Origin of the sequence: Pseudomonas orientalis (assembly GCF_022807995.1) — a bacterium.
Taxonomy (GTDB): domain Bacteria; phylum Pseudomonadota; class Gammaproteobacteria; order Pseudomonadales; family Pseudomonadaceae; genus Aquipseudomonas; species Aquipseudomonas orientalis_B.
The window spans coordinates 2,024,167-2,046,932 of the sequence record NZ_CP094351.1; the positions used below are offsets into that span (position 1 = coordinate 2,024,167).

Genomic DNA, 22,766 nt, shown 5'->3' on the forward strand with positions numbered 1-22,766 from the left:
GAACAAATGTGAGAATTTTCCTGCTGACTGTGAAAAGGTTTTTTCACGTGGCAGGAAAAGGGGACGCGCAGGGGCGATTGCGTGAAGCCATCGCCCCTGCGGAGGGGGTTAGAACGTGCCTTTCAAACTGACGGCGAAATTGCGCGGTTCGCCATAAAAATTACCCCAGGATGCCGTGCCTACGGTTTGATAGTAATTTTTGTCGAAGAGGTTTTTGCCGTTCAACGCGACGGTCCAGGTGTCATCCACACGGTAGGCCAGGCGCGCATCCCACAGGGCATAACCGGCTTGCTCCAGCTTGATGCCCTGCATCCGGTAATTGCTGCTCTGTGCATTGACGCCGGCTCCCACGCTCCACTTGGACAGCGCGCCATCAAGCTGGTAATCGCCCCACATGCGCAGCATGTGCCGGGGCACGTAGGTATTGGACGCGCCACCTTCAAGGCTGCTGTCGATGTTCTTCAGCGACTTGGTCTGGGTGTAGGTGTAGCCGCCAGACAGCTGCAGGCGCTCGAGCAATTGGCCGCTGACCTCGGCTTCGACGCCCTGGGCGCGCACTTTGCCGGTGTCGGTGTAGCAATAGCCATCGGCGGAGGTCGGGCAAAAACTCAGGAAGTCGGTCTCGGCGCCGTTTTTTTCGAGCGCGCGGAACAGCGCCAGCGAGCTGTTGAGGCGCCCGTCGAACCATTCGCCCTTGATGCCCAGCTCGTAGTTGTTACCGATTTTCGGTTTGAGCGCCGCGCCATCGGCCGTTGCGTAGGAACTCTGTGGCTGGAAGATATCGGCGTAGCTGGCGTATACCGACAGGTGTTCGTTGAGGTCGTAGATCAGCGCGGCGAACGGGGTGACTTCGCCGGTTTCTTTGGTGTGTGCGTCCTGCACGCTCCATTCGCCCCAGCCCAGGTTGTTCGACTCGCGGCGGTTGTCGTACCAGCTCACGCGACTGCCCACGATAAACATCAACGGCTCGGCCAGGCGCAGGCGCAGCGTGGCATAGGTGCCGTATTGCGTGGCGGTTTCCTTGACCGTGCCGCCGCGGTACATGTTCGGCCAGAAGGTGTCATTGGCCGGTTCCGGGAAGTGGTGGTCGGGTTGGTAAATGCTTTGCCGTTTGGGCAAGTTCTGGATCGCGTAAATGTCGTCCTGGGTGCCACGGCTGCCGTTGGCGCCCAGGATCAATTCATGTTCCAGGCCAAAGGCTTCGAACGTGCCATCCAGGTAGGCATCGAGGCCGAAGTCCTTGTGGTCATAGTCCATCAAGGCCGCGTAGGAATTGGCGGTAGGCAGCGGGTTACCGTAAGCGATGGTACCTTCGCTGGCGGCGTATTTGGTGTCTTGCAGGTTGCGGCTGTGCACGGCGGCGACTTTGAGTGTCCAGTCGTCGCTGAAGTGATGGGTGAGGTCGGCGAAGAATGTGGCGCGTCGGCTTTGCCAGTCGTTCCAGGATTGCCCCAGGCACGTGGAGCGGCTGAGTTTGGCGCTCTTGCCGTCGCTGTAGCGTGGCAAGCCGCCCCAGCACGGGCTGGCATCGATGTCCTCATAACTGGCGCCCAGGCCCAGGGAGGTGTCGGGGTTGAGGTCGACATCCAGCGCGCCATAGAACGCCCGGTCCTTGCGCTTGGAAATGTCCATGTAGGAACCGCGATCCTGTTGACTGAACGCCACGCGGCCACGCACGGTGCCACTGTCATTGAGTGGCCCACCGGCGTCGACATCGGCGCGGTAGTTGTCCCAAGTGCCGGCGGACAGCGACAGGCTGGAGGTCGGCTTGGCCTGCGGGCGCTTGCGTACGAAGTTCACTGCGCCGCTGGCGGTGCCGGCGCCCTTGAGCATGCCGGCCGCGCCTTTGAGCACTTCCACACGGTCATAAATCGCCATGTTGGCGCTGAAACTGTCGGCCTGTACGTAGTCCTTGCCCATGTCCAGCGGCACACCGTCGTACTGGTACTGGCCAAGCATCTTGAAGCCACGGGAATAGAAATATTTGCCGCCCATGGGCGATTCATAGGTGGTGATTCCCGGCGTGCGCTCCATCACGTCGTCGATGGTGGTGACGTTCTGGTCGTCCATCAATTGACGGGTCATCACGCTCACCGACTGCGGCGTTTCGCGCAGGCTGTGCTCGCCTTTGCCAATGGTGACCGCACCGGTGGTGTAGGCGCCGGTGCCGTCGGTCATTGCTCCCAGGCGATCGCCCGTGATCATCGTCGCGCCCAGGTTCAGCGCGCCGGTATCGGCCGTTTGCGGTAGCAGCAGCCAGGTGCTGTTGCCCTGGCGTTGGGCTTGCAGGCCCTGATCACGCAGTAACCGGGCCAAGGCTTGTTCAGGGTCAAAGCTGCCGTTGAGCCCGCTGCTGGTTTTGCCGGCGACGCTGCTGGCGTCGTAGGACAGGCTGATCCCGGCCTGGCGAGCGAACTGGTCCAGTGCCGAAGCGAGCGGTCCGGGTGCGATCCGCCAATCGCGGGCCTGGGTGTCGGCGGCACTCTCGGCCGGCGCCGCCAGGGGCAGGCTGGCACCGCCCAGGCAGATGCCGAGCATAGCGGCCCGTACCGCATGTTTGAGAGATAAACGTTGGGAGGGGAACGCTTGCATGACCGCGGATGCTCCTGAAAGAAGTGGATAACTCCGGCCTGTTGATCGGCCTTTCCTTACAGGTCGAGCGGCGATGAGAATTCACCTCATTTATTTTTCCGGTCAAGCCCGCGAGGACAGGGTCACCCAATAGCGGCTGCGGTAGGTCAGGGTGACCGGAAGCGATTGGGCGAGCAATTGCAGCACCTGATCGGTGTCGTCCAGTTGATATGTCCCCGACACCCGCAGTGCGGCCACGGCTTCACTGCAACGCACCAGGCCGTTGCGGTAGCGGCCCAGTTCGGCGAGGAAATCATCCAGACGCATGTCGTGGGCGCTGATTACTCCCTCGCTCCAGGCCCAGGGATCGAGGCCGTTGGTCGGGGCAGGGCGGATACCGTTGCGGTCGAACAGCACCTGTTCGCCGGGCTTGATCACTTGGCTTGCTTGGGCGGCGTGGCGGTCGGCAAACACCGCCACCGCACCCTGTTGCACCCGCAGCAGCGTGCCGTGGGATTCTTCGCGCACCAGAAAGCGCGTGCCGAGGGCGCGCAGGTCACCGTCGCGGGCGTGGACCCAGAACGGGCGATTGTCGGCGCCGGTATGGATCAACACCTCACCCTGACGCAGGCTCAGCAGCCGCCGCTGGGCAGTCAACGTGACGTCGATAGCGCTGGCGCTGTTGAGCTGGAGCTTGCTGCCCTCGTTCAACGCCACCCAGCGTCGTTCGCCGGTGGCGGTGCGGTAGTCGGCGATCAGCGCGGGCAGGGGCGTGTAGTCGCGGCCCAGCCAGGTCAAGCCGGCGGCACCGGCCAACAGCCCGAGCACCTTCAAGCCTTCACGACGGCTGATGTGCCGGCGCGCGCCATCCAGGGCGTGGCGACCGATATGCGCGGGCAATTGGCTGAAGTCGTCATTCATCGTCGCCACTCGCTGCCACGCCAGTTGATGCGCGGCGCTGGTGTGCAGCCACTGTTCAAAGGCGGCGGTGGCGGCGTCGTCAGCGCTGTTGAAACGCAGTTTGATCATCCACTGGATCGCCTGATCCACCAGGCGCGAGTCAACAGTCCGCATAGCGCAACCGATAGCAGGCATGCAGCGCCTTGGCCAGGTCGCGCTCCACCGTGGCCCTGGACACGCCCAGGCGCACGGCGATTTGCGGGCAGGTCAAGCCGTCCAGTTGCGCCAGCAGGAAGGCCTCACGCACCCGCGGTTTGAGTTGATCGAGCAAACGGTCGATGCGCTCCAGGCTGTCGAGGATCAGCAAGCGGGTTTCTTCGCTCGGTACCTCGACTTGCGGGAAATGCGCCAGGCTCTCCAGATAGGCGCGTTCCAGTTCGCGGCGCCGGTATTGGTCGATCATCAAGCTGCGCGCAATGCTGCTCAAGTAAGCACGCGGTTGCTGCAACGTTTGTTGCCGGCGCGCGTTGAGCAGGCGCACGAAGGTTTCCTGGGCCAGGTCGGCGGCGTGCTCGCGGCAGCCGGTACGCCGGCTCAACCAGCCGCGCAGCCAGGCATGATGGGTTTGGTACAGCTGGCCGATGGCGGCATGGTCCAGTGGGTGATCGCTCGACATGGGCATCCCGGCGCAGCCGTCTTAATTGATAATGTTTCGCATTCTAGTCGTTGAGCGTGGGAATGGGCAATCGGATGTCGAGCACGGTTCAAAGGGTGGGAGGGGGCTTGCTCCCGATGAGGGCGTGTCAGCCAATGCTTTTGTGGCTGGCACACTGCAATCGGGAGCAAGCCCCCTCCCACATTTAGATCTGCATGCATCAGTGGGAATTCAGGCGCCAGCTCAACCCAAGCGTGCCGCCGCCCGCGCAACAATCTCTCCACGCACCCTGCGTGATTCGGCCGTGCGTTTGTTGGCTTCTTCCAGCACATGCCTGGGCGCCGTATCCGGGCGGCCCGAGTCGAACGGTGGGGCCGGCGCGTATTCGATTTGCAGCTGCACCAATTGCGCCGCGGCTTCGCTGTACAACTCCGCCGCCAGGGTCAGCGCAAAGTCGATACCCGCCGTGATCCCACCGCCGGTAAACAGGTTGCCGTCACGCACTACGCGCGCGTGCACCGGGATCGCGCCCAGTGGCGCGAGCAGGTCGTGGTAGGCCCAGTGGGTGGTGGCCTTGCGACCGCGCAGCAAACCCGCCGCGCCCAGCACCAGCGAGCCGGTGCACACCGAGGTCAGGTAGCGCACGGTTTGCGCCTGGGCCTTGAGGAAGTCCAGTGTGGTGGGGTCTTCCATCAAGGCGCCAACGCCCGAGCCGCCGGGTACGCACAGTACGTCCAGGTTCGGGCAGTCGGCGTAGGTCATGGTCGGCGTAAACACCAGGCCGGTGCTGGAGGTGACAGGCGCCAGCTCTTGCCACACCAAGTGCAGCTTCACGTCCGGCAGCGAACCGAGCACGTCATAGGGGCCGGTCAGGTCCAGCTGCTGGATGCCGGGGAACAGCAGAAAACCGATGTGCAAGGTCATGAATGACGCTCCAGGAAAAGGGGTGGACGGCTTCACTGTAGAGGCCTAGGCTTTGGCGCATACGCCATTGAGCCCACAGATCACGCCAATCATGCCCAGAGTCATTCATGTCCTCGCTTTCGATAATGCCCAGGTGCTCGACGTCACCGGGCCTCTGCAGGTGTTCGCTTCGGCCAATGACCTGGCGCGCCAGCGCAGTTTGCCCTTGCCCTACGCAGTGAATGTGATCGCTGACCAGGCCAACCCGGTGACGACGTCGGCGGGTCTGGCGCTGTTGGCCGATCCGCTGCCCGGCGTCGACCAGCCGTGCGACACGCTGGTAATCGCCGGCGGGTGGGGCGTATATGGCGCCGCCGAAGACCCGGCGCTGGTGCATTGGGTGCGGGAAAAATCGCGGCACACCCGGCGCATGGCCTCGGTCTGCACCGGCGCTTTCCTGTTGGCCGCCAGTGGCCTGCTCGACGGTTGCCGCGTGGCCACGCACTGGACGCGTTGTGAAGAACTGGCGCGCAAGTTTCCCGCACTGACGGTGGAGTCCAATCCGATTTTTATCCGGCAAGGCGCACTGTGGACCTCGGCCGGCGTGACCGCCGGTATCGATCTGTGCCTGGCCCTGGTGGAGGAGGACCTGGGGCGCGCCGTCGCCCTGGAGGTGGCGCGGCACCTGGTGGTATTTCTCAAACGTCCCGGCGGGCAGTCGCAATTCAGCGTGACCCTGTCCCTGCAAAAGAGCGACAGCCGCTTTGCCGAGTTGCATGCCTGGATCGCCGAAAACCTCAAGCTGGACCTGAGTATCGCCACCCTGGCCGCTCAAGCCGGTATGAGTGAGCGCAGCTTTGTGCGCCACTACCGTGCCGAAACCGGCCAGACGCCGGCGCGTGCCGTGGAGCTGCTCCGTGTGGAAAGCGCGCGCCGGCAATTGGCCGACAGCAGCACCTCAATCAAACGCATCGCCATGCAGTGCGGGTTTGGCTGTGAAGAGACCCTGCGGCGCAGTTTCCTGCGGGCCCTGTCGGTGACGCCCCAGGCTTACCGCGAGCGCTTTTCACCGCTGTAGCAATTCCAGCAGCGCCGCCAGGGTGGCCTGCGGCGCTTCCTGGGGAATATTGTGGCCCACGCCGGGCAGCACTTGCCGTCGATAAAAGCCGCTGAAATGTTCGATATCGTCGTCTTCTGCTGGTGGCGGCCCCACGCCGTCATCGGCACCGCACAGCGAAATGCTCGGCACCGAAATCGGCGGTTGCAGCGCCAATGCCTCCTCGATGACCGCCAGCGCCGGGTCGCCTGGCGCGTACATGAAGCGATGGCGATAGGAATGGATCACCACCTCGACAAAATCCGGGTTGTCGAACGAGGGCGCGGTTTGCCCATACAGGCTCGGCCCGTGCGCCCAGGACGGTGACCACAACGACCACAACAGCTCGCACAACTCCCGCCGGTTGGCCGTCAGGCCATCCACGCCGCGCTGGGTGTGAAAGTAATACTGGTACCACAAGCGGTGTTCTGTCTCAGGTGCTCGCGGCTTGAGTGACTGGGCGATGTTCTGGATGTTGTAGCCATCGCCGGTCACCAGCCCGCGCACCCGCTGCGGCCACAGCGCCGCGACGATACACGCGGCGCGCCCGCCCCAGTCGTAGCCTGCCAGGGTGGCGCAGGGGATGGACAGCGCATCCATGAAGTCCAGCAAGTCCTTGCCCAGCGCCGCCTGTTGACCGGAACGCATGACCTGCTCGTTGATAAACCGCGTCGGGCCATAACCACGCAGGTAGGGCACCAGCACGCGGTAACCCTGTTCGGCCAGGTGCGGCGCGATGTCATCGTAGCCGCGAGGGTCGTAGGGGAAACCGTGCAGCAGGATCACCGGCTCACCCTCGAGCGGGCCATGGGTTTCATAGGCGATATCGAGCATGGACGTGCGCACGTAGAGCAGCGGGGCGAGGGTGGTCATGATCGGCTCCTGAACAGGGGGAAAGTCATGGTTGCCATACCGTTTTCGCCCCACTGAGTTTACGGTCCAGAAACGTCGCCGCACTGATCAGCGCCAAATGGCTCAACGCCTGGGGTGTGTTGCCCAGGTGCCGGGCCTGGCTGTCGAACTCTTCGGCATACAGCCCCAGCGGGTTGGCGTAGCGCAGCAGTTGTTCGAATTCCAGGTGCGCCTTTTCCACTTGACCGGCGCGGGCCAGGCATTCGACGTACCAGAACGAACACGCGGCAAACGCGCCTTCAGTGCCTTGCAACCCATCGATCTGGCTGTCGTCGTTGCGGTAACGGTAGACCATGCCATCGCGGACCAGGCTTTTCTGGATCGCCTCCAAGGTCGACAGCCAGCGCGGATCGGTGGCAGCAACGAAGCGCACCAGCGGCATCAACAGCATCGAGCCGTCCAGGGCGGTGCTGCCGATGTGCTGCACAAAATGCCCGCGTTCTTCGTTCCAGAAGTTGCTCCAGATATCGGCATAGATCGCTTGGCGCGTCTGGTCCCAACGGGCGAACGGTGCCGGTAACGAGCGCTTGGAGGCCAGGCGGATGGCGCGGTCCAGGGCCACCCAGCACATCAGGCGCGAGTGCAGGAAGTGGTGCTGCTCGCCGCGCATTTCCCAGATGCCGACGTCTTGCCGGTTCCAGATTTCGCAGACCTGGTCAACCACTTCCACGGTGTGCTTCCAGCCTTCGTGGGAGATGGCTTCGCCGTATTTGTTGACCAGGTAAACCGCGTCCATCAGTTCGCCGTAGATATCCAGCTGAACCTGGTCGAACGCTTCATTGCCGACGCGCACCGGCTGGGCGCCGCCGTGGCCGCTGAGATGATCCAGCGTGGTCTCCGGCAGTTCCTGGCGGCCATCGATGCCGTACAGGATGTTGATTTTTGTCAGTTGGCCGCAACAGTCGCTGACCCGTCCCTTGAGCCAGCGCATGTAGGCGTTGGCTTCCTCGACAAAACCCAGGCGCATGAACGCGTAGACGGTAAAGGAAGCGTCGCGGATCCAGGTGTAGCGGTAGTCCCAGTTGCGTTCGCCGCCGGGCGTCTCGGGCAGGCCGAAGGTGGCGGCAGCGATGATGGCGCCGTGTTTGCGTGAGGTCAGCAACTTCAGCGCGAGGGCCGAACGGTTGACCATTTCACGCCAGCGTCCCCGGTAGTTCGATTGACCGATCCAACTGCGCCAGAACTTCAAGGTGCGTTCCAGGTAAAGCTCGGTGCAGGCGTTCGTCACGCGTGGATCATCCTGGCCGCCGAGGACGAACTCGGCGCCTTCGTCCTGGGCCAGGGTGAAGCTGGCCGTTGCCGCATCCTCGTCCAGCGTCAGCGGATGGCTGCCTGCCAGCCGCAGGCCGGGCTGACCGTCCGCGCTGAACAGCACGCCCCCTTCAACGGCCTCGGCGTGGGTGTTGGCGCGGGCATAGTCATGGCGCACGGCGCAGCGCAGATGGAACGTCGCCGTGCCGCTGACCACCCGCACGCGGCGGATCAATAGAGGCAGATCATCGACTTCTTCGCTGACGGCCAGCAAATCGGTGATCTCCACCACCGCCGTATCGCTGAGCCAGCGGGTTTGCAGCACATTGGTGTCGGGCAGGTAGATCTGCTCGCGGCGTGCATTGGGCAGGTCCGGGGTGAGCTGGAAGGTGCCGGCCTCGGGGCTGTCGAGCAATGCGCAGAAGATCGACGGGCTGTCGAATTCCGGCCAGCAGAAAAAGTCGATACTGCCTTGGTCATTCACCAACGCAGCGCTGCGCATGTCGCCGATGATGCCGTGGGCATCGATGGGGCTTTGTGGCTCGTTCTTCAAATCAACCATTGCCACGAAACTCCGGATAAAGGCTCATGCCACCATCAATGAACAGTGTGCTGCCGACCACGTAATCGGACGCGTCGCTGGCCAGCCACACCACCGCATTCGCCACATCTTCCACATCGCCGACGCGGCCGTAGGGAATCAACTTGAGCAGCTCCTGTTCGGCGGCGCCTTCGGTGGCAGCACGGTTGATCGCCGTGCGAATCGCCCCCGGCGCAATCCCGTTGATCCGAATGCGCTGTTCGCTGACTTCCTGGGCGAGGGTGCGCATCAGCATCTCCACACCGCCCTTGGAGGCTGCGTAATTCACGTGCCCGGCCCAGGGAATCAACTGGTGCACCGAACTCATATGGATGATCTTGCCGGCGGCGCGAGACACGCCCTCACGCACACCCTGGCGGTTGAAAATCCGCACGGCGGCGCGCGCGCAGAGAAATTGGCCGGTGAGGTTGACGCCGATCACCGTGTTCCAGTCCTCGAGGCTCATGTCGACCAGGTTGGCGTCTTTCTGCAGGCCGGAGTTGGCGACGAGAATATCCAGATGACCGAAGGCGTCGAGGGTCTGGGCGAACAGGCGTTCGACGTCGGCTTCTTTCGACACATCCCCGGCAAGAGCAATCGCTCGGCCACCGTTGGCATTGATCTGCGCGGCGAGCGCCTCGGCCGGTGCCGCCTGGGAATTGTAGTTAAGCACCACGGCCGCGCCGGCTTCGGCCAGCGCCTTGGCGGCGCCTGCGCCGATGCCGGAGCTGGCGCCGGTGACGAGGGCCACTTGTTGATCCAACGAGAGCTGCATGGAATGCCCACCTTTAAGTGTGTGAGTTCAGTTAGCTGACTGGCAGGGCGGCGCACAAGTTCAGCTTCGAGCACTACGACGAGTTGTTCGGCACCCGTACGCGCCGCCTGAGGAATCGTCAGCTGGCCGAAGACCTGGCCCACGACGCCTTTGTGCGTACGGGCCAGCGTCGGGTTCTGAACCTGCGATTGGCATTGTGTCGTGGTGGGGAAAATTTCGCGGCTCGCTGTTCATCTGCCATGACCTCCTTCCTACCCGCATTCAGAAGTTTTCAACACGTCGAGGAACCCAATGCCATCGCACTGCCACATAGCAAATGCCTGCTGGTGCAGACCTGCGCCACGGTTCATTCATCGCTGGTACGGCTGCAGCAGCAAGGCACCGCCCTAAATCAGAACTGGAGCACCACATGTCGGTATCCGCATCCAATCAAGCGTACACCCCATCAACGGACAACTTCGCGCAGCCCTCTGCGGGCGCGCAGGCCAGCCCTGTGGCCAAGGCTGCGGGCGCGGCGGGCCCGAGTTTCGAGCAATCGGCGAGTCAGTCCGGCCCGGTTTTCGGTAGTTCGGCGCAGTCTCCCACATGGGGATTGAATCCAGGCCCGCCTCCACGTCCCAATCCAACGCTGCCAGATAATGAGAGTCAAAAGAACGACCTGTTGGCCAGAGGGCTGTTAAGTCGATACAACGCATTCAAACCCTGGTACAAACCGACCGTCACGCCGGGAGATATACAGCGCATGGCAGATCGCCCCAAGATCGGGAATCCGAACTGGGAGGTGAACAAGAACATCGAACTGGCCAGGGATTTGCTCAGGCGGCCGGACCTGATGAAGGCCCTTGATAGGGATAAAGGAACAGGTGCTTTGGATAACTCCTTGTCGAGAGAAGACATCGGTAAATTCATTCTCTCGAACAACCCGCTCAAGATTGAGGTAGACAAGGAACTTGCTGAACGTGTCATGGATAACTTCAACGCGTTGAAAGGACCGTGGTGGAGCGCCGACAGAAACGCCATCGACGTCAATAGGTTGAAAGGGCTCGCGCTGCGCCCGCCTACTGGTGATGAGTCAACCAATCGCATTACCCAGCTAGCGGATGAGCTCGTGAAACGTTCGCAACTGTTAGGCTCGATGGATAATGTCAACGGCTTCTGGCGCGATGGCAAGATCACCCGGGGGGATCTGTATCGGTACCTGAATGCGGATCAGAATCCAGCCTGAAAATCGCCCTCTCGGCGACGCGGGAACCATTTGCAAGCATTTACCACGAACAGAGCATCCACCGGCCTCTCCCGTGGATGCCTTCGTCTACTGGAACAGGTAATGGCCTATGAATTCGACATCATTTGAACCTCGCCAGTCTCACTCCCAGTACGCTGTTGCAAGCCTGCCTGCTCCGGCAACCACAGAACCAAGCCCAGGCAAATCTCAGGCAAAGGGGCTCAACCTCACTTCTTCGCCGAAGTTCAGTTTCAAGGCGCCTACGACCGAAGACTTCGATAAAGGTACGCGAACATCGGTCGACGAGCCGGGTCCCGGTGCAACGCCATCATTGTTTGCAAATCTGTGGAAAAAACTTTCCTGGCGCCAGTGACTGCCGAGCTGCCTTCAACGCGTTAATGATCGTTGGGGTAACTCGTTACCAACGTTTACCGCGATGGGCATTGCTTTACACCGTATGGATTGGAACCATTATTTTCCAAGACGCCACATATCGAATGCCTACCTCGTACTATTGATCCACATGCATTGGGGGATCAGTCATTGGAGGACAGGCTGGAAAGACCAAATGCTTGGAGGTTTAAAAATGAATGAGACCGTTAACTCGCAGTACCGCCCACCTCTGCCGACGCCGAGTTTCTACGGTGCTGACGTAAACAATGCCAATCGACAGATCGACTACCAGAATCATTATGGCGGTATGAGCGACGCCGGAAACCCCTATGTCAGCTCGGACGATAATAAGCTGGTTGAAGATCTCAAACTCAGCTTTAACACCTTTACCAAGTTCCTGGGTACAGATCATTTGACTCATGAACATTTGAAGGTGATCTCTCAGCAACCTGCGCCGCCTCGTTTGGAGTCGCAGAAAATATCCAAGGAAACCTCCAGTGAAGCGGTTCTCACCGAGCGCGATATAAAGCTGGCCAAAGAGATACTCAATCGACCCAGGGTCGGCGAAGCGATCCGTGGAAAGGGGGGCGAGATCACACGCGGCAGCCTGGAAAAGGCCGGCGGCACATTGATCGGCAACACCAACCCCAACACGAACAGCGCCGACCCGTTCATTTCGTATACCAACCGAGATTTAGTCAAGGAGTTCTTGGGTATTTTTGATCGGTTTCGCGATCCTTCGAAAGACCGCAATTGGTTCGAAGAAAAGCACCGATATATAGATGTAAAAACGCTTGATGAGATCCGCAAAGCTCCCGTTGACGGGTCAGCCAGCAATAAGTTCAGCCTCCGAGAGATATACCTATTTAAAAATCTTTTTGATCGACCCGGGCTGTCGCAGTCATTGGATGGTTACAAGGCGAATGGATACGCCGCCACGGGCAGCCTCAACCATGACAACTGGTATAAGAACTATAGCCTCGAGCGATGGCTGGAAAACGATAGAGCGGAAAAGGGCGATTAAACGGAGCATGAGCGGGTTGTATGAATCAAGCCGCTCATACAGATGAATTTATACCCGCAATACCCTTCCGCTGATTGCCACCACCGCCAGCAATCCACCAATCAGCAGGAAGGCGGTTGCCACGCTGCTGCCATGGGCAATGAACCCGATCATTGCCGGCCCGGCCAATATGCCTGCATAGCCCAACGTGGTAATGGCCGGCACGGCAATGTGTTCCGGCATCACGTTCTGCTTGCCGACGGCGGTGTAGAGCACCGGGACGATATTGGAGCAGCCGGCGCCCACCAGCGCGTACCCAAGCAGCGCCATTTCCCAGGCTGGGGAGAGCGTCGCCAGGAACACACCGGCCGCTGCCAGCGTGCCACCGGCCACAATCACCCGGGTAGCACCCAGGCGCCGCACGATCACGTCACCGGTCAGGCGCCCGGCGGTCATGGTCAGGGCGAATGCCGCGTAGCCCAGGCCCGCATACGCTGGGTCCAGCCCGCGCTCGTCACTCAGGAACACCGCGCTCCAGTCCAGTACCGCGCCTTCGGCCAGGAACACGATGAAACACAAGCAGCCGATAAACAGCACTACGCCGTGGGGAATGGCAAACGCCGGCCCCGAGCTTTCACTGCCGTAGGGCAGTAAATGCGGCGCAGCCTTGAGCAGCGCCACTACCATGATGACGATCACTACCAGGGTTGCCTGCAGCGGCGACAAGCCCAGCCCCAGCAGGCCGGAGACCCCCGCCGCACCCACGATGCCGCCCAGGCTGAACAAGCCGTGGAAGCCCGACATCATGGTTTTGCCGCTGGCGCGTTCAACAATCACCGCTTGCAGGTTGACGGTCGAGTCCACGGTACCCAGCCCGGCGCCAAACAGAAACAACCCCGCCATCAACAGCGGAATCGAACTCACGGTGGCCAGCAGCGGCAATGCCAGGCAGATCATGACCGTGCCGGCGGTCAACACGCGTCGGCAGCCAAAGCGCGACGCCAGTACCCCTGCCACGGGCATCGCGAGGATCGAGCCTACCCCCAGGCACAACAACAACAGGCCAAGCGTGCCTTCGTTGAGTTGCGCGCGTGCTTTGGCGTAAGGCACCAGCGGCGCCCAGGCCGCGATGCCAAAGCCGGCGATGAAAAAAGCGATGCGGGTCGACATTTGCTCCAGCCGCCCGGGAACCACGGGGGCGGAAGTGGGAATGGCAGTCATGAATAATCCTTGGTATTGCGTTCAACAAACGATGTCCGGCGCGACATCCTTGCATATCAGGCCTCTTTGAGCGAGTCGGGTTCCGTCGGGATTGGTGAGCGTAACTTGGTAAAAGACACTTCCATTATCGCCGTACGAATCTTCTGTTTTATTTTCAAAGGGCCGTTTTTTTCCTGAAATCGCTAAGCTTCAGAGCGTTCAGACGCTTTTTCTCGACCAGCATTTGCGCCAATTAACGAGGGAGAGCTTTTAATCACTTGGTTATTGACGGCGGGTAACAACGGATGGTTGACGCGTTTGTTTCGTCACGTTTCAAATTAATGATTCCAGGCGTCACTGCCAACTTGCAGGTACTTGCTTTCGAAGGCAGTGAGTGTCTTGATCAACCGTATTTCATTCAGGTGCAAGTTGTCAGCGAAAACCCTGAGCTGGATCTGGAGGTATTGCTTCATCAGCCGGTCTATCTGGATCTGGGCGAAACGGATCAAGGCCTGCACGGGTTGGTCTACGCCATCGGTCGCGATGCCCAGGGAGCCCGGCTCACCCGTTACCATCTTACGCTCGCGCCCCGCCTGGCCTGTCTCGCCCATCGCATTGACCAGCGGATTTTCCAGCAGCGCAGCGTGCCGCAGATCATCGCCAGCGTGCTTGAGCAACACGGCATCCTGGCGGATGCCTATGCCTTCGAGCTGGGCCCGGTGATTTATCCGCCGCGGCTCTTTTGCGTGCAGTATGGCGAGACTGATCTGCACTTCATTCAGCGACTGTGCGAGGAAGAGGGTATCCATTACCACTTCCGTCATAGTGCCGACAGTCATCTACTGGTGTTTGGTGATGATCAAACGGTGTTTCAGCGCCTGCCGATGCAGCGATACTGCTCGACGATTGATCCGATGGCCGCAACCCATGGGGTAAAGCGCTTCGATATACGCCTGGAAACCCGCAGTCGGCGAACGGTGCGCCGTGATCACGACTTCGAGCACCCGTCGCTGCGGTTGCAGGACGCGTCTGGCTGTGCACCGGGCGCAGCCCTTGAGGATTATCGTTACCCGGCCGGTTTCACCCGTCGTGCACGGGGTTCGCAATTGACGCGTCGCAGCCTGGAGCGACATCAATCCGACCGCCATCGCGCATCGGGCAGCAGTGACCAGCCCCGGTTGCGCAGTGGTCACTTTCTTGAATTGCAAGACCATCCGGATCCGACCTGCAATGACCTGTGGTTGCTCACCTCGGTGCGCCACGAAGGCTGTCAGCCACAGGTCCTGGAGGAAGCGACAGGCGATACGGACACTTTCGTGGGGTATCGCAATCGGTTCATTGCAACTCCTTGGCGTGCCGTGCATCGGCCACCCCTCAAACATCCCAGGGCGTCCATTCATGGCAGCCAGACGGCGACTGTTACGGGGCCTGCGGGCGAGGAGGTGCACTGCGATGAATATGGTCGCGTGAAGGTGCGTTTTCATTGGGACCGGCTGGACAGGTCGGATGATAAAAGCAGCTGCTGGGTGAGGGTCGCAACCGGTTGGGCCGGTGCCGGGTTTGGCGCCATGACGATTCCACGGGTGGGCATGGAGGTGCTGGTGACGTTCCTGGAGGGCGACCCGGACCAGCCGGTAATCAATGGTTGCCTGCCCAATGCATTGCACATGCCGGCCTTTTCCCTGCCGCAGCACAAGACCCGCAGCGTGTTGCGCAGTCGCAGCGTTCCGGGTGGCGCGGGCAGTAACGAGCTGCACCTGGAAGACCGTCGTGGCGAAGAACTGATCTACCTGCGCGCCCAGCGTGACCTGGAACAGCACGTGGGCCATGACAGCCGTCTGCAGGTGCTCGGTGAGCGCAGTGAGATCATCCGGGGCTTGAGCACGGTTCGTCTTGAGAGCGGTGAGCAGCGCCACATCGAGGGCGACCGCAGCGTTGTGCTGAAGGCCAGCGATCACCTCGCCGTGCAAGGCGATAGCCACATACAGGTGGCCCAGGTGATGGTGATCGAAGCCGGTCAACAGATTCACCTGAAGGCGGGAGCCAGCCTTGTCATTGATGCGGGCGCGCAGCTGAGTTTCAAGGCGGGCGGCGAGCATTTGCAGATCCAGGCCGGCGGCATTTTCAGCAGCCGGCCAATCACTGTTGGCGGTTCGCCATGTACCGCAAGGTCGGCCAGCCCATCGTCTGTTGCGGGTCCTCCCGAGGTTTCGGTTGTACAGCACCTCATCACGGACATGGCCGGCCAATTGGACGCGGATTTTTGCCCCATCTGCGAGCGTTGTCGCGAAGGTCAATGCGCCAGCACCGGGAGGGCCGCGTGATGCAGGACATGTCTTATCAATGGATGGCGCAGCAACAACAAGCGGGGCGTCGTCCGTGCCTGATACTCGAAGCCAGCAACGAGCGCTGCCAGTCGCTCATGGCGGCTCGCGACCTCTCGCAATACTGCCCGCTCTATGGTGAAACCGCGGCAGCGCAACTGGCGAGCAAGGGCCCGGTGATCCTGCTGTTGGAACAGCCAGGGGAGCCTGCGCTGGTCAGTTTTCTGCAAAACCCAGAGGTAAATCGAGGGTGGCTAGGCAGCCTGCCCAGCGAAGACTTGGCCGTTGTGACCCGGCATTGGCGTGAGCGCCTGCTGGTCGGGCCGCAAGGCGAAAAGGCCCTGTACCGTTTCCACGACAACCGCACCCTGGCTCGTGCCCTGGCGTATCTACCGCCAGAGCAATGGCCGGTCTATCTGGGCCCGCTGATCAGCGTGTGCTACTGGCATGAGGGACGTTGGTGCAGCCAAGACAACCCCGCGCCGGGTGATTACCCGGTACCCGACCCCGTGCCCTGGTTGCAAGTCCCCAACCCCCAGGCGTCGGCCATTCTCCAGGCCAATATCCTGCGCTACCTGCTGGCTGAACACAGTGAAGACCTGGCGGCCCTGGTGGAGTTTCACGACCCCAGGATCTGGTTGGCCCATGTGCTTGAGCAGGCGCGTCTCTGGCAATGGCATTCGTCTGAGCAACTTGAATTTCTGGTGGTGCGCCGGCTGGTGGAGGCGACCCGCAGCAGTCTCATTCGCTGGCAGCCGCTGGAGGGAGAGGCACCTGGACAGCATTTTGAGCGTGTGCGGGAACAGTGGCGTACCGAAGGGCTCGAGAATGCGTAGATGGGGAGGGGAAGTTTTGCTTGGCATTGGGATGGTGTGTCTAACGGGGTGTGCAGGGAGGGCGGCGGACAGCTTTACGTTGGAGGTGGATCTGCCGGCGGAGTTTGATGTGTTAGGAGACGCTTCGTACGCACCTGCATCAGGTGAACGCTGCAAACTGCCTGCAAGAAAGGGTAGGCGACCTGAGCTCAAAATATTCAAGGCTGTCAGGAAACCCGTCGCCAATAGGGTCAGTTTTGAGGTGCCATTAACGGAACAGGTAAATGGCTGCCCTCTCGTATTGCGCAGCCTCGTTTTCGTAATTAATGCCAGTTGGGGGCAGCGTTGGTCGGATATCGGTAGGGACTATGCCCTTATCTATTTTCACGATAGCTGGGAGCCTGGAATGCCTTTGATGCCTGAGACGGGAGTTCAAGAGCTTCCTGGGCAATGCCAATGGCTGTTTCGTACCGCTGGCCCCAGGCATGCCCTAATTAAAAGCCTTTGGTGCAAATCACTGGATGCTGCCGGAAAGCTTACGAGGGCGCGGCCTGGGGGGCATGTGCACCGTGACGGACTGTCCGGGAAAACGTTGAGGATGGTGTTGGCGTTCACGGAAGAGGAGCAACCCGCTTTTGGTGATAACTGGGTAAAAGTTGCCCGTGGCTGGAAACGCTGCAGGGGCGAAAGTGAGGAGGATTTGTTCGGGTTTTGTCGCGGCAATGTTTCCGATTTCAAGACTTTCAAAATGCCAGATGGGCGCTTATGCAGCGTTTATCCAACGTGTGATTGATAGGGAAAAGTTTGATGAAACAGAATGCATGGAAGCAGCAATTTTTTAACGAGAGGATGCCCGCTTGCCCATTACGCGGAGATTGGTTGTCTTTGGGGCTCGTTGATGAAACCGGGAGCGGCAAGGCCTACGGTGGTCTGCTTTATACTCTCCAGGACAGTGTTGGGCAACAATACAGGGGGCGGCTGGATGGGGATGGTTTTACCAGGCTGGAGGGTATCTATTGTGGCCCGGTAGTGCTCATGATGGATGAGCCTTATTCGGGAACAGAAATACCCTATATCACGCTTATGAAACGGCTTGACTACCCTTTGCCCATTACGGAGCTTCAAGTACGCGCGGAGCAAACTTTTTTTCTAAGCAGCGATGGTCAATGTGTCGACGGTAACCCGGTACGGCAAAAAGCAGACTGTTTTTATCAGGTGGAGGTAAGTGATTTGGTTCGGTACAAAGCCCACTTACCTCCAACGTCGTCTGGGGCCCACCGGCCCACGCGCAATGCGCTCAAGATGATGGCGGACCTGGGGTTTGGTCCTCCTGAGTCCTTATCCAAAGGGGTGGTGCTGTTCCCAAATCAATTTACGATTTTGGAGGTGCGTCCTCTAAGAGCGCTACGGCCAATCATCTCCACGAATGATCGTTTTTGCGCACTGAACCTTTACCAGTTGGCGCTCATGGCCACATTGAGTTATTGCGAATTTGGTCAGGAGCCTACAACCGGAGCTGCGGACACGGTCACTTTCCCGCTGAACCCGAGTATAGGAAACGTGTTTGTAGAACAGTTGTCATGTTACCGGGAGGCCTGGAAGTTCGATTCAAAACAAGTACAGCGGTTTTATCCATTGTATGAAGACGTAGCCTACTCTCGTCGCTTTGAGATTCTGCCTTTCGATCCTGAGTTATATGAGCGCAATCGTCCGCCTGGTGAGCATCCAGAGCGTATACATTTTTTTAACGACGTTGAATCCGGAACTGACACGCAAGCTTTTATCTGCCATCACGATGAGGTTGTACTCATAGCTGTCCGTGGCACTGCCAGCGGCGCGGACACTTTACGCGACGCAGATGCTCATCAGGTCCCTTTCGTCGAAGGTGCAGGTAAAGCTCACCGAGGTTTTTACCAGGCATTTCGAGCCACGTACCATTTTGTTCTGGATTACCTTTCGCGGTACCACGCTGGACAGCGTGTTGTTATCTGCGGCCACAGCCTGGGCGGTGCGATTGCCCTGCTGCTGGCTGAAGCCCTGCGGCGAATCCCCGACGCCCATTACAACCCGCTCCTCTATACCTACGGCGCCCCCCGTGCCGCCGATTCCGAATTCACCTCCGGCGCCTGCGCCCTGGTCCACCACCGAATCGTCAACCATAACGACCCCGTCCCCAGTGTCCCGGCGCCGTGGATGAACACAAGGGCCAAACTGTGGGTTCCGGGCGCTGTCACCTTGTTCAGTGCGCCCACCGCCGGCGGTTTGCTGTTCGCCGCCGGCCTGGTACGCGTTGGTGGCCATGCCTATCAGCACCATGGCGAGCAACAGCACTTCATGCCGATCACGCTGCCGGATGGCACGCACTCTTCAGTGCTGTGGAAACCCGGCTGTGAGTCGATCCAGGAACTGGCCTGTAATCGAGCGTTGCAGTTGCACGGCGACATGCCCGACCGCGACAACCTGCTGAGGCAGCTTTTCCAGGCCAGCCAACACTTCATGACCGCCAGCTATATTCCTGCAGCCTGGGCGACTTTGCGCCGCTGGCAGCAAACCCTGGATAGCCAGGGCCCCTTGATCACCGCGAGGGAATTCGAGTTGCTTGATCGCGCGCTGGAAGACATGCGCGAGCAACTGAGGGCTAAACGCCGTGAAATGGCGCGCTTACGCCCGGCCAACGACCGTAGTCACGAGCATAACGACGCCTTGAACGCAGAGATCGACCGTCTGCATACCAGTCGCGAGCGCCTGGCCAGCCTGCGCTGGCGCCGCCTCGATGCGCGTGATGTGTACGGTAGCCATGCTCACGGTGCCCATTTGCAACAGGGCCTCAACCGCTGGTTCACTCACCGTGAGAACCGGGTGCCGTCCCAGCTTGCCAGCATCCCGTCGCCGCTCCACAGCGACGTCGGAAAAGCGCAAATGCTGGACATCGACTCGATTGTCTAACGCCGAACGTTACATAAACTCGACTTGCGCCGGCTGACGCTTCATCAGCACCTTGCCGTTGCGGATCGAATACAACGGCAGGCCCTGGCTGCGAATCACCTCATAGTCACTGTCTGCCGAAAGCACCAACAGGTTGGCCGGTCGGCCGGGGGCCAGGCCGTACCGATCGCCGAGCGCCATGGCCCGGGCGCTGTTATCGGTGACCAGGTCCAGGGCGCTCTGCAGGTTGCGATAGCCGAGCATATGGCAGATATGCAAACCGGCTTCCAATACCCGCAGGATGTTGCCGTTGCCCAAGGGGTACCAGGGGTCGACGATGGAGTCCTGGCCGAAACACACGTTCATGCCGGCTTCGAGCAGTTCGTTGACGCGGGTGACCCCGCGGCGTTTCGGGAAGCTGTCAAAGCGGCCCTGCAAATGGATACTTTCGGTGGGGCAGGAGACGAAGCTGATGCCGGAATGCCCCAGCAGACGAAACAGTTTGGCGCAGTAAGCGTTGTCGTAGGAGCCCATGGCGGTGGTGTGGCTGGCGGTGACGCGGGCGCCCATGTCGCGGCTGCGCGCTTCTTCGGCCAGCACTTCGAGAAAGCGTGAGTGCGGATCATCGGTTTCGTCGCAATGCACGTCCACCAGGCAGCCGGTGCGTTCGGCCAGGTCCATGAGAAACTTCACCGAACTCACGCCTTGATCGCGGGTGTATTCGAAGTGGGGTATGCCGCCGATGACGTCGGCGCCCAGGCGAATGGCCTCTTCCATCAATTCACGGCCATTGCGGAACGACTCGATGCCTTCCTGGGGAAAGGCCACGATTTGCAGGTCGATCAGGTGCGCGCTTTCTTCACGCACCTGCAGCATGGCCTTGAGCGCGGTGAGGTCCGGGTCGGTCACGTCGACGTGGGTCCGCACATGCTGGATGCCATGGGCGGCGAGGGCCTGGATGGTTTTTTTGGCGCGGGTTCTGGTGTCTTCCTGGGTGATGGTGGCTTTGCGTTCGCCCCAGCATTCGATGCCTTCGAACAGGGTGCCGCTCATGTTCCAGCGCGGTTCGCCGGCGGTGAGGGTGGCATCCAGGTGAATGTGCGGTTCGACGAAGGGCGGGATCACCAGGTTGCCGGCTGCATCCAGGTCGCCGGTCATTAACATCGGTACGCCTGTTTGCGCAGTGATGCTGGCGATCCGGCCATGTTCCAGGTGCAGATCATGCAGGCCTTCACGGTTGCGCAGGCGGGCGTTGATGATGTGCATGGGCAAGTTCCTCTTGGCTAAATTCAGTCAGGCGACCGTCAGGTTAGCATTGGTCGTGTTCAGACTCATGCCTGGACGTCGGCCAAAGGTGCGCGCACACGCAGCAGCGCGCTGAGGAGCATGTAGGTGAGCGACGCGGCCGCGATTCCCACCAGCGGTGCAACCCAGGGCGAGTTGAACGCCAGCAGCGTACCCACCGCGTACGCCGTGAGCCCAGGCCAGTTGAACGCGGGCAGGCGGGCCTCTGCCAGGCGTGGGTACTGGCCGCGATATCGATAGAAGAAGTCCGCCATGATCACTCCGCCAATCGGCGGGATCACCGTGCCCAACAGAATCAGGTAGGGCACGAGCATGTCGTACATGCCCAGCAAGGCGAGCAGGGTTCCGATCACTGCGCCGGCCAGGGTCACGGTTTTACGCCGCCGGGTGCGCAGCAGGTTGCAACCGGCGACGGCGAAGTTGTAGATGGTGTTGTCCTGGGTGCTCCAGATATTGAGCAGCAGCATGGCCATCGCTGCCATGGCGAAACCCTGCAACAGCAGGACTTCCACCACATCCGGTTGCTGGTAGACGATGGCGCCATAGGCGCCGATCAGCACCATCAGGCCGTTGCCGATAAAAAAACCGATCAGGCTGGCCAGCACCGCAACCTTGGCCGAGCGGGAAAACCGCGTCCAGTTGGTGGCCTGGGTCGCGCCGCTGACAAAGGTGCCGAATACCAGGGTGATCGCCGTGGACAGGTCCAGTTCGGCGGTCGGCACCACCGCCAGCAGGCCATCCAGCCCACCCACCTTCACGGTAGCGACCCACATCGACAGCAACAGCAAAAGGCCCATGGCGGGCACCGCGATATAAGACAGGATTTCCAGTCCGCGATACCCAATGTAAGCGGTCGCGCAGAACACCAGACCAAACACCACCATCAAGGCCAGCACGCTGCCCTGGCTCAATTCGAAATACTTGCCCAGCACCACCGCAGCCGTGGCGGTGCCCCAGGCATACCAGCCGATCTGGGTGAAGCCGAGGATCAGGTCACTGAGCTTGCTGCCGATTTCACCAAAGCAGAACCGCCCCATCAACACCGAGTTCAAGCCGCTCTTGAAGGCGATGTAACCCAGGCCGGCGGCGTAGATACCCAACAGCAGGTTACCCAGGGCCACAACGCCGAGCATGCCGGTAAAGCTGAAGGCCACCCCCAGCTTGCCGCCGGCAAACATCGTCGCCGTAAAAAACGTGAACCCCAGCAGCACCATGGCCGTGGATGCCAGGCCCTTGCGCGCATGCAAAGGCACTTCGCTGAGCGGGTAATCGTTGCCGGATTCTTGCTGGGTCATGTGCCTTGCTCCCTGAATGGTGACGCAGGCCTGTTGCACCGTGCGTGCCAAGCCGGAGGCAGTGGTGTATTGCAGGTAAACGCAGGGAGAGGCGTCGTCTGGGGGGGAGTGGGTAGCCCGTCAAGCGCAAAAGCGGTGCAGCCGTGTGACAAATTGGATCAGCTGAGTCCAGGCGTAAAAAAACCACCCGCAGGTGGTTCTTCAACGCTGGATCGCTTACTCGCCGCGATAGATGCACCCGCTGGTGCACGTCTCATGGATGCGAATCGCGCTGAGTTCGGGCAACAAGGGTTTCAATTCAGACCAGATCCACTTGGCCAGCACTTCGCTGGTGGGGTTTTCCAGACCGGGGATGTCATTGAGGTAATTGTGGTCCAGACGCTCGTAGAGCGGCTTGAAGATCGCCTTGATTTCCGAGAAGTCGCGAATCCAGCCGGTATGGGGATCCAGGTCGCCGCTCAAGTGAATCGCCACCTTGAACGAATGCCCGTGCAGGCGTCCGCATTTGTGGCCATCCGGGACGTGGGGCAGGCGGTGGGCGGATTCGAACGTAAACTCTTTGAAGATTTCCACGGTATTTTCAGCTCGGTCAGGTATCTGGCAGGCGGCGAGTTTAACAGCTTGACCGGTCGCCGCGC

General features: G+C 60.6%; 18 protein-coding genes. 7 read left to right on the forward strand and 11 right to left on the reverse strand.

What is annotated here, in order from left to right:
- Window positions 1-108 precede the first annotated feature (108 nt).
- The 4 genes from MRY17_RS09070 to MRY17_RS09085 all read right to left on the reverse strand — a co-directional run bounded on the left by MRY17_RS09070 (window position 109) and on the right by MRY17_RS09085 (window position 5,050).
- On the reverse strand, window positions 109-2,592 hold the full coding sequence (locus MRY17_RS09070) for a TonB-dependent siderophore receptor (protein ID WP_243353605.1): 2,484 nt from the start codon (window positions 2,590-2,592) through the stop codon (window positions 109-111).
- A gap of 102 nt (window positions 2,593-2,694) precedes the next feature.
- Window positions 2,695-3,645, reverse strand: coding sequence for a FecR domain-containing protein (locus MRY17_RS09075; protein WP_243353606.1), 951 nt, complete (start codon window positions 3,643-3,645; stop codon window positions 2,695-2,697).
- On the reverse strand, window positions 3,632-4,147 hold the full coding sequence (locus tag MRY17_RS09080; protein ID WP_191953609.1) for a sigma-70 family RNA polymerase sigma factor: 516 nt from the start codon (window positions 4,145-4,147) through the stop codon (window positions 3,632-3,634). The genes MRY17_RS09075 and MRY17_RS09080 overlap by 14 nt, the downstream gene beginning before the upstream one ends.
- A 222-nt stretch (window positions 4,148-4,369) precedes the next feature.
- Entirely contained in the window at window positions 4,370-5,050 is a 681-nt protein-coding gene (locus MRY17_RS09085; RefSeq protein ID WP_191956154.1) for a DJ-1/PfpI family protein, read from the reverse strand.
- A gap of 91 nt (window positions 5,051-5,141) precedes the next feature.
- Between MRY17_RS09085 and MRY17_RS09090 the strand changes: the two genes are divergently transcribed.
- Window positions 5,142-6,107 (forward strand): GlxA family transcriptional regulator, encoded by a 966-nt coding sequence (locus tag MRY17_RS09090; RefSeq protein WP_181282602.1) that lies wholly within the window; start codon window positions 5,142-5,144, stop codon window positions 6,105-6,107.
- Here the strand turns inward: MRY17_RS09090 and MRY17_RS09095 are convergent.
- From MRY17_RS09095 to MRY17_RS09105, 3 genes are read right to left on the reverse strand one after another with little or no spacing between them, the layout of a single operon-like run.
- The gene (locus MRY17_RS09095; protein WP_181282603.1) at window positions 6,096-6,998 is read right to left on the reverse strand and encodes an alpha/beta fold hydrolase; all 903 of its coding nucleotides are present in this window, start codon (window positions 6,996-6,998) and stop codon (window positions 6,096-6,098) included. The genes MRY17_RS09090 and MRY17_RS09095 overlap by 12 nt on opposite strands.
- A 25-nt stretch (window positions 6,999-7,023) precedes the next feature.
- Window positions 7,024-8,850 carry a glycoside hydrolase family 15 protein gene (locus MRY17_RS09100; protein WP_191953605.1) on the reverse strand — a complete coding sequence of 609 codons (1,827 nt, stop codon included), beginning with the start codon at window positions 8,848-8,850 and terminating at the stop codon, window positions 7,024-7,026.
- The gene (locus MRY17_RS09105; protein WP_181282605.1) at window positions 8,843-9,643 is read right to left on the reverse strand and encodes a glucose 1-dehydrogenase; all 801 of its coding nucleotides are present in this window, start codon (window positions 9,641-9,643) and stop codon (window positions 8,843-8,845) included. Before MRY17_RS09105 ends, MRY17_RS09100 begins: the two co-directional genes overlap by 8 nt.
- Before the next feature lie 409 nt (window positions 9,644-10,052).
- On the opposite strand from MRY17_RS09105, the gene MRY17_RS09110 reads away from it, so the two are divergent.
- Together MRY17_RS09110 and MRY17_RS09115 are read left to right on the forward strand one after the other, a co-directional pair.
- Window positions 10,053-10,868 (forward strand): hypothetical protein, encoded by an 816-nt coding sequence (locus MRY17_RS09110; RefSeq protein ID WP_181282606.1) that lies wholly within the window; start codon window positions 10,053-10,055, stop codon window positions 10,866-10,868.
- 586 nt (window positions 10,869-11,454) lie between these two features.
- On the forward strand, window positions 11,455-12,285 hold the full coding sequence (locus MRY17_RS09115) for a hypothetical protein (RefSeq protein WP_243353607.1): 831 nt from the start codon (window positions 11,455-11,457) through the stop codon (window positions 12,283-12,285).
- A 48-nt stretch (window positions 12,286-12,333) separates the two neighbouring features.
- Here MRY17_RS09115 and MRY17_RS09120 read toward each other — a convergent pair whose 3' ends face one another.
- Window positions 12,334-13,485: an MFS transporter gene (locus MRY17_RS09120; protein ID WP_181282607.1), complete on the reverse strand. Its 1,152-nt coding sequence runs from the start codon at window positions 13,483-13,485 to the stop codon at window positions 12,334-12,336.
- Between the two features lie 284 nt (window positions 13,486-13,769).
- Here MRY17_RS09120 and MRY17_RS09125 point away from each other — a divergent pair, with 284 nt between their 5' ends.
- The 4 genes from MRY17_RS09125 to MRY17_RS09140 are packed head-to-tail and all read left to right on the forward strand — an operon-like array spanning window position 13,770 to window position 19,549.
- Window positions 13,770-15,788, forward strand: a complete 2,019-nt coding sequence (locus tag MRY17_RS09125) for a type VI secretion system tip protein VgrG (protein WP_243353608.1) — start codon at window positions 13,770-13,772, stop codon at window positions 15,786-15,788.
- On the forward strand, window positions 15,788-16,624 hold the full coding sequence (locus MRY17_RS09130) for a DUF4123 domain-containing protein (RefSeq protein ID WP_243353609.1): 837 nt from the start codon (window positions 15,788-15,790) through the stop codon (window positions 16,622-16,624). Before MRY17_RS09125 ends, MRY17_RS09130 begins: the two co-directional genes overlap by 1 nt.
- Window positions 16,617-17,396, forward strand: coding sequence for a hypothetical protein (locus tag MRY17_RS09135; RefSeq protein WP_243353610.1), 780 nt, complete (start codon window positions 16,617-16,619; stop codon window positions 17,394-17,396). The genes MRY17_RS09130 and MRY17_RS09135 overlap by 8 nt, the downstream gene beginning before the upstream one ends.
- A 14-nt stretch (window positions 17,397-17,410) precedes the next feature.
- On the forward strand, window positions 17,411-19,549 hold the full coding sequence (locus MRY17_RS09140) for a lipase family protein (RefSeq protein WP_243353611.1): 2,139 nt from the start codon (window positions 17,411-17,413) through the stop codon (window positions 19,547-19,549).
- A gap of 9 nt (window positions 19,550-19,558) precedes the next feature.
- On the opposite strand, the gene codA is transcribed toward MRY17_RS09140, so the two are convergent.
- The 3 genes from codA to queD all read right to left on the reverse strand — a co-directional run bounded on the left by codA (window position 19,559) and on the right by queD (window position 22,701).
- Window positions 19,559-20,794 carry a cytosine deaminase gene (gene codA / locus MRY17_RS09145; protein ID WP_191953599.1) on the reverse strand — a complete coding sequence of 412 codons (1,236 nt, stop codon included), beginning with the start codon at window positions 20,792-20,794 and terminating at the stop codon, window positions 19,559-19,561.
- A 65-nt stretch (window positions 20,795-20,859) separates the two neighbouring features.
- Window positions 20,860-22,128, reverse strand: coding sequence for a cytosine permease (gene codB / locus MRY17_RS09150; protein ID WP_191956151.1), 1,269 nt, complete (start codon window positions 22,126-22,128; stop codon window positions 20,860-20,862).
- Window positions 22,129-22,344: 216 nt separating this feature from the next.
- On the reverse strand, window positions 22,345-22,701 hold the full coding sequence (gene queD / locus MRY17_RS09155) for a 6-carboxytetrahydropterin synthase QueD (RefSeq protein WP_181282614.1): 357 nt from the start codon (window positions 22,699-22,701) through the stop codon (window positions 22,345-22,347).
- Window positions 22,702-22,766: the final 65 nt, after the last annotated feature.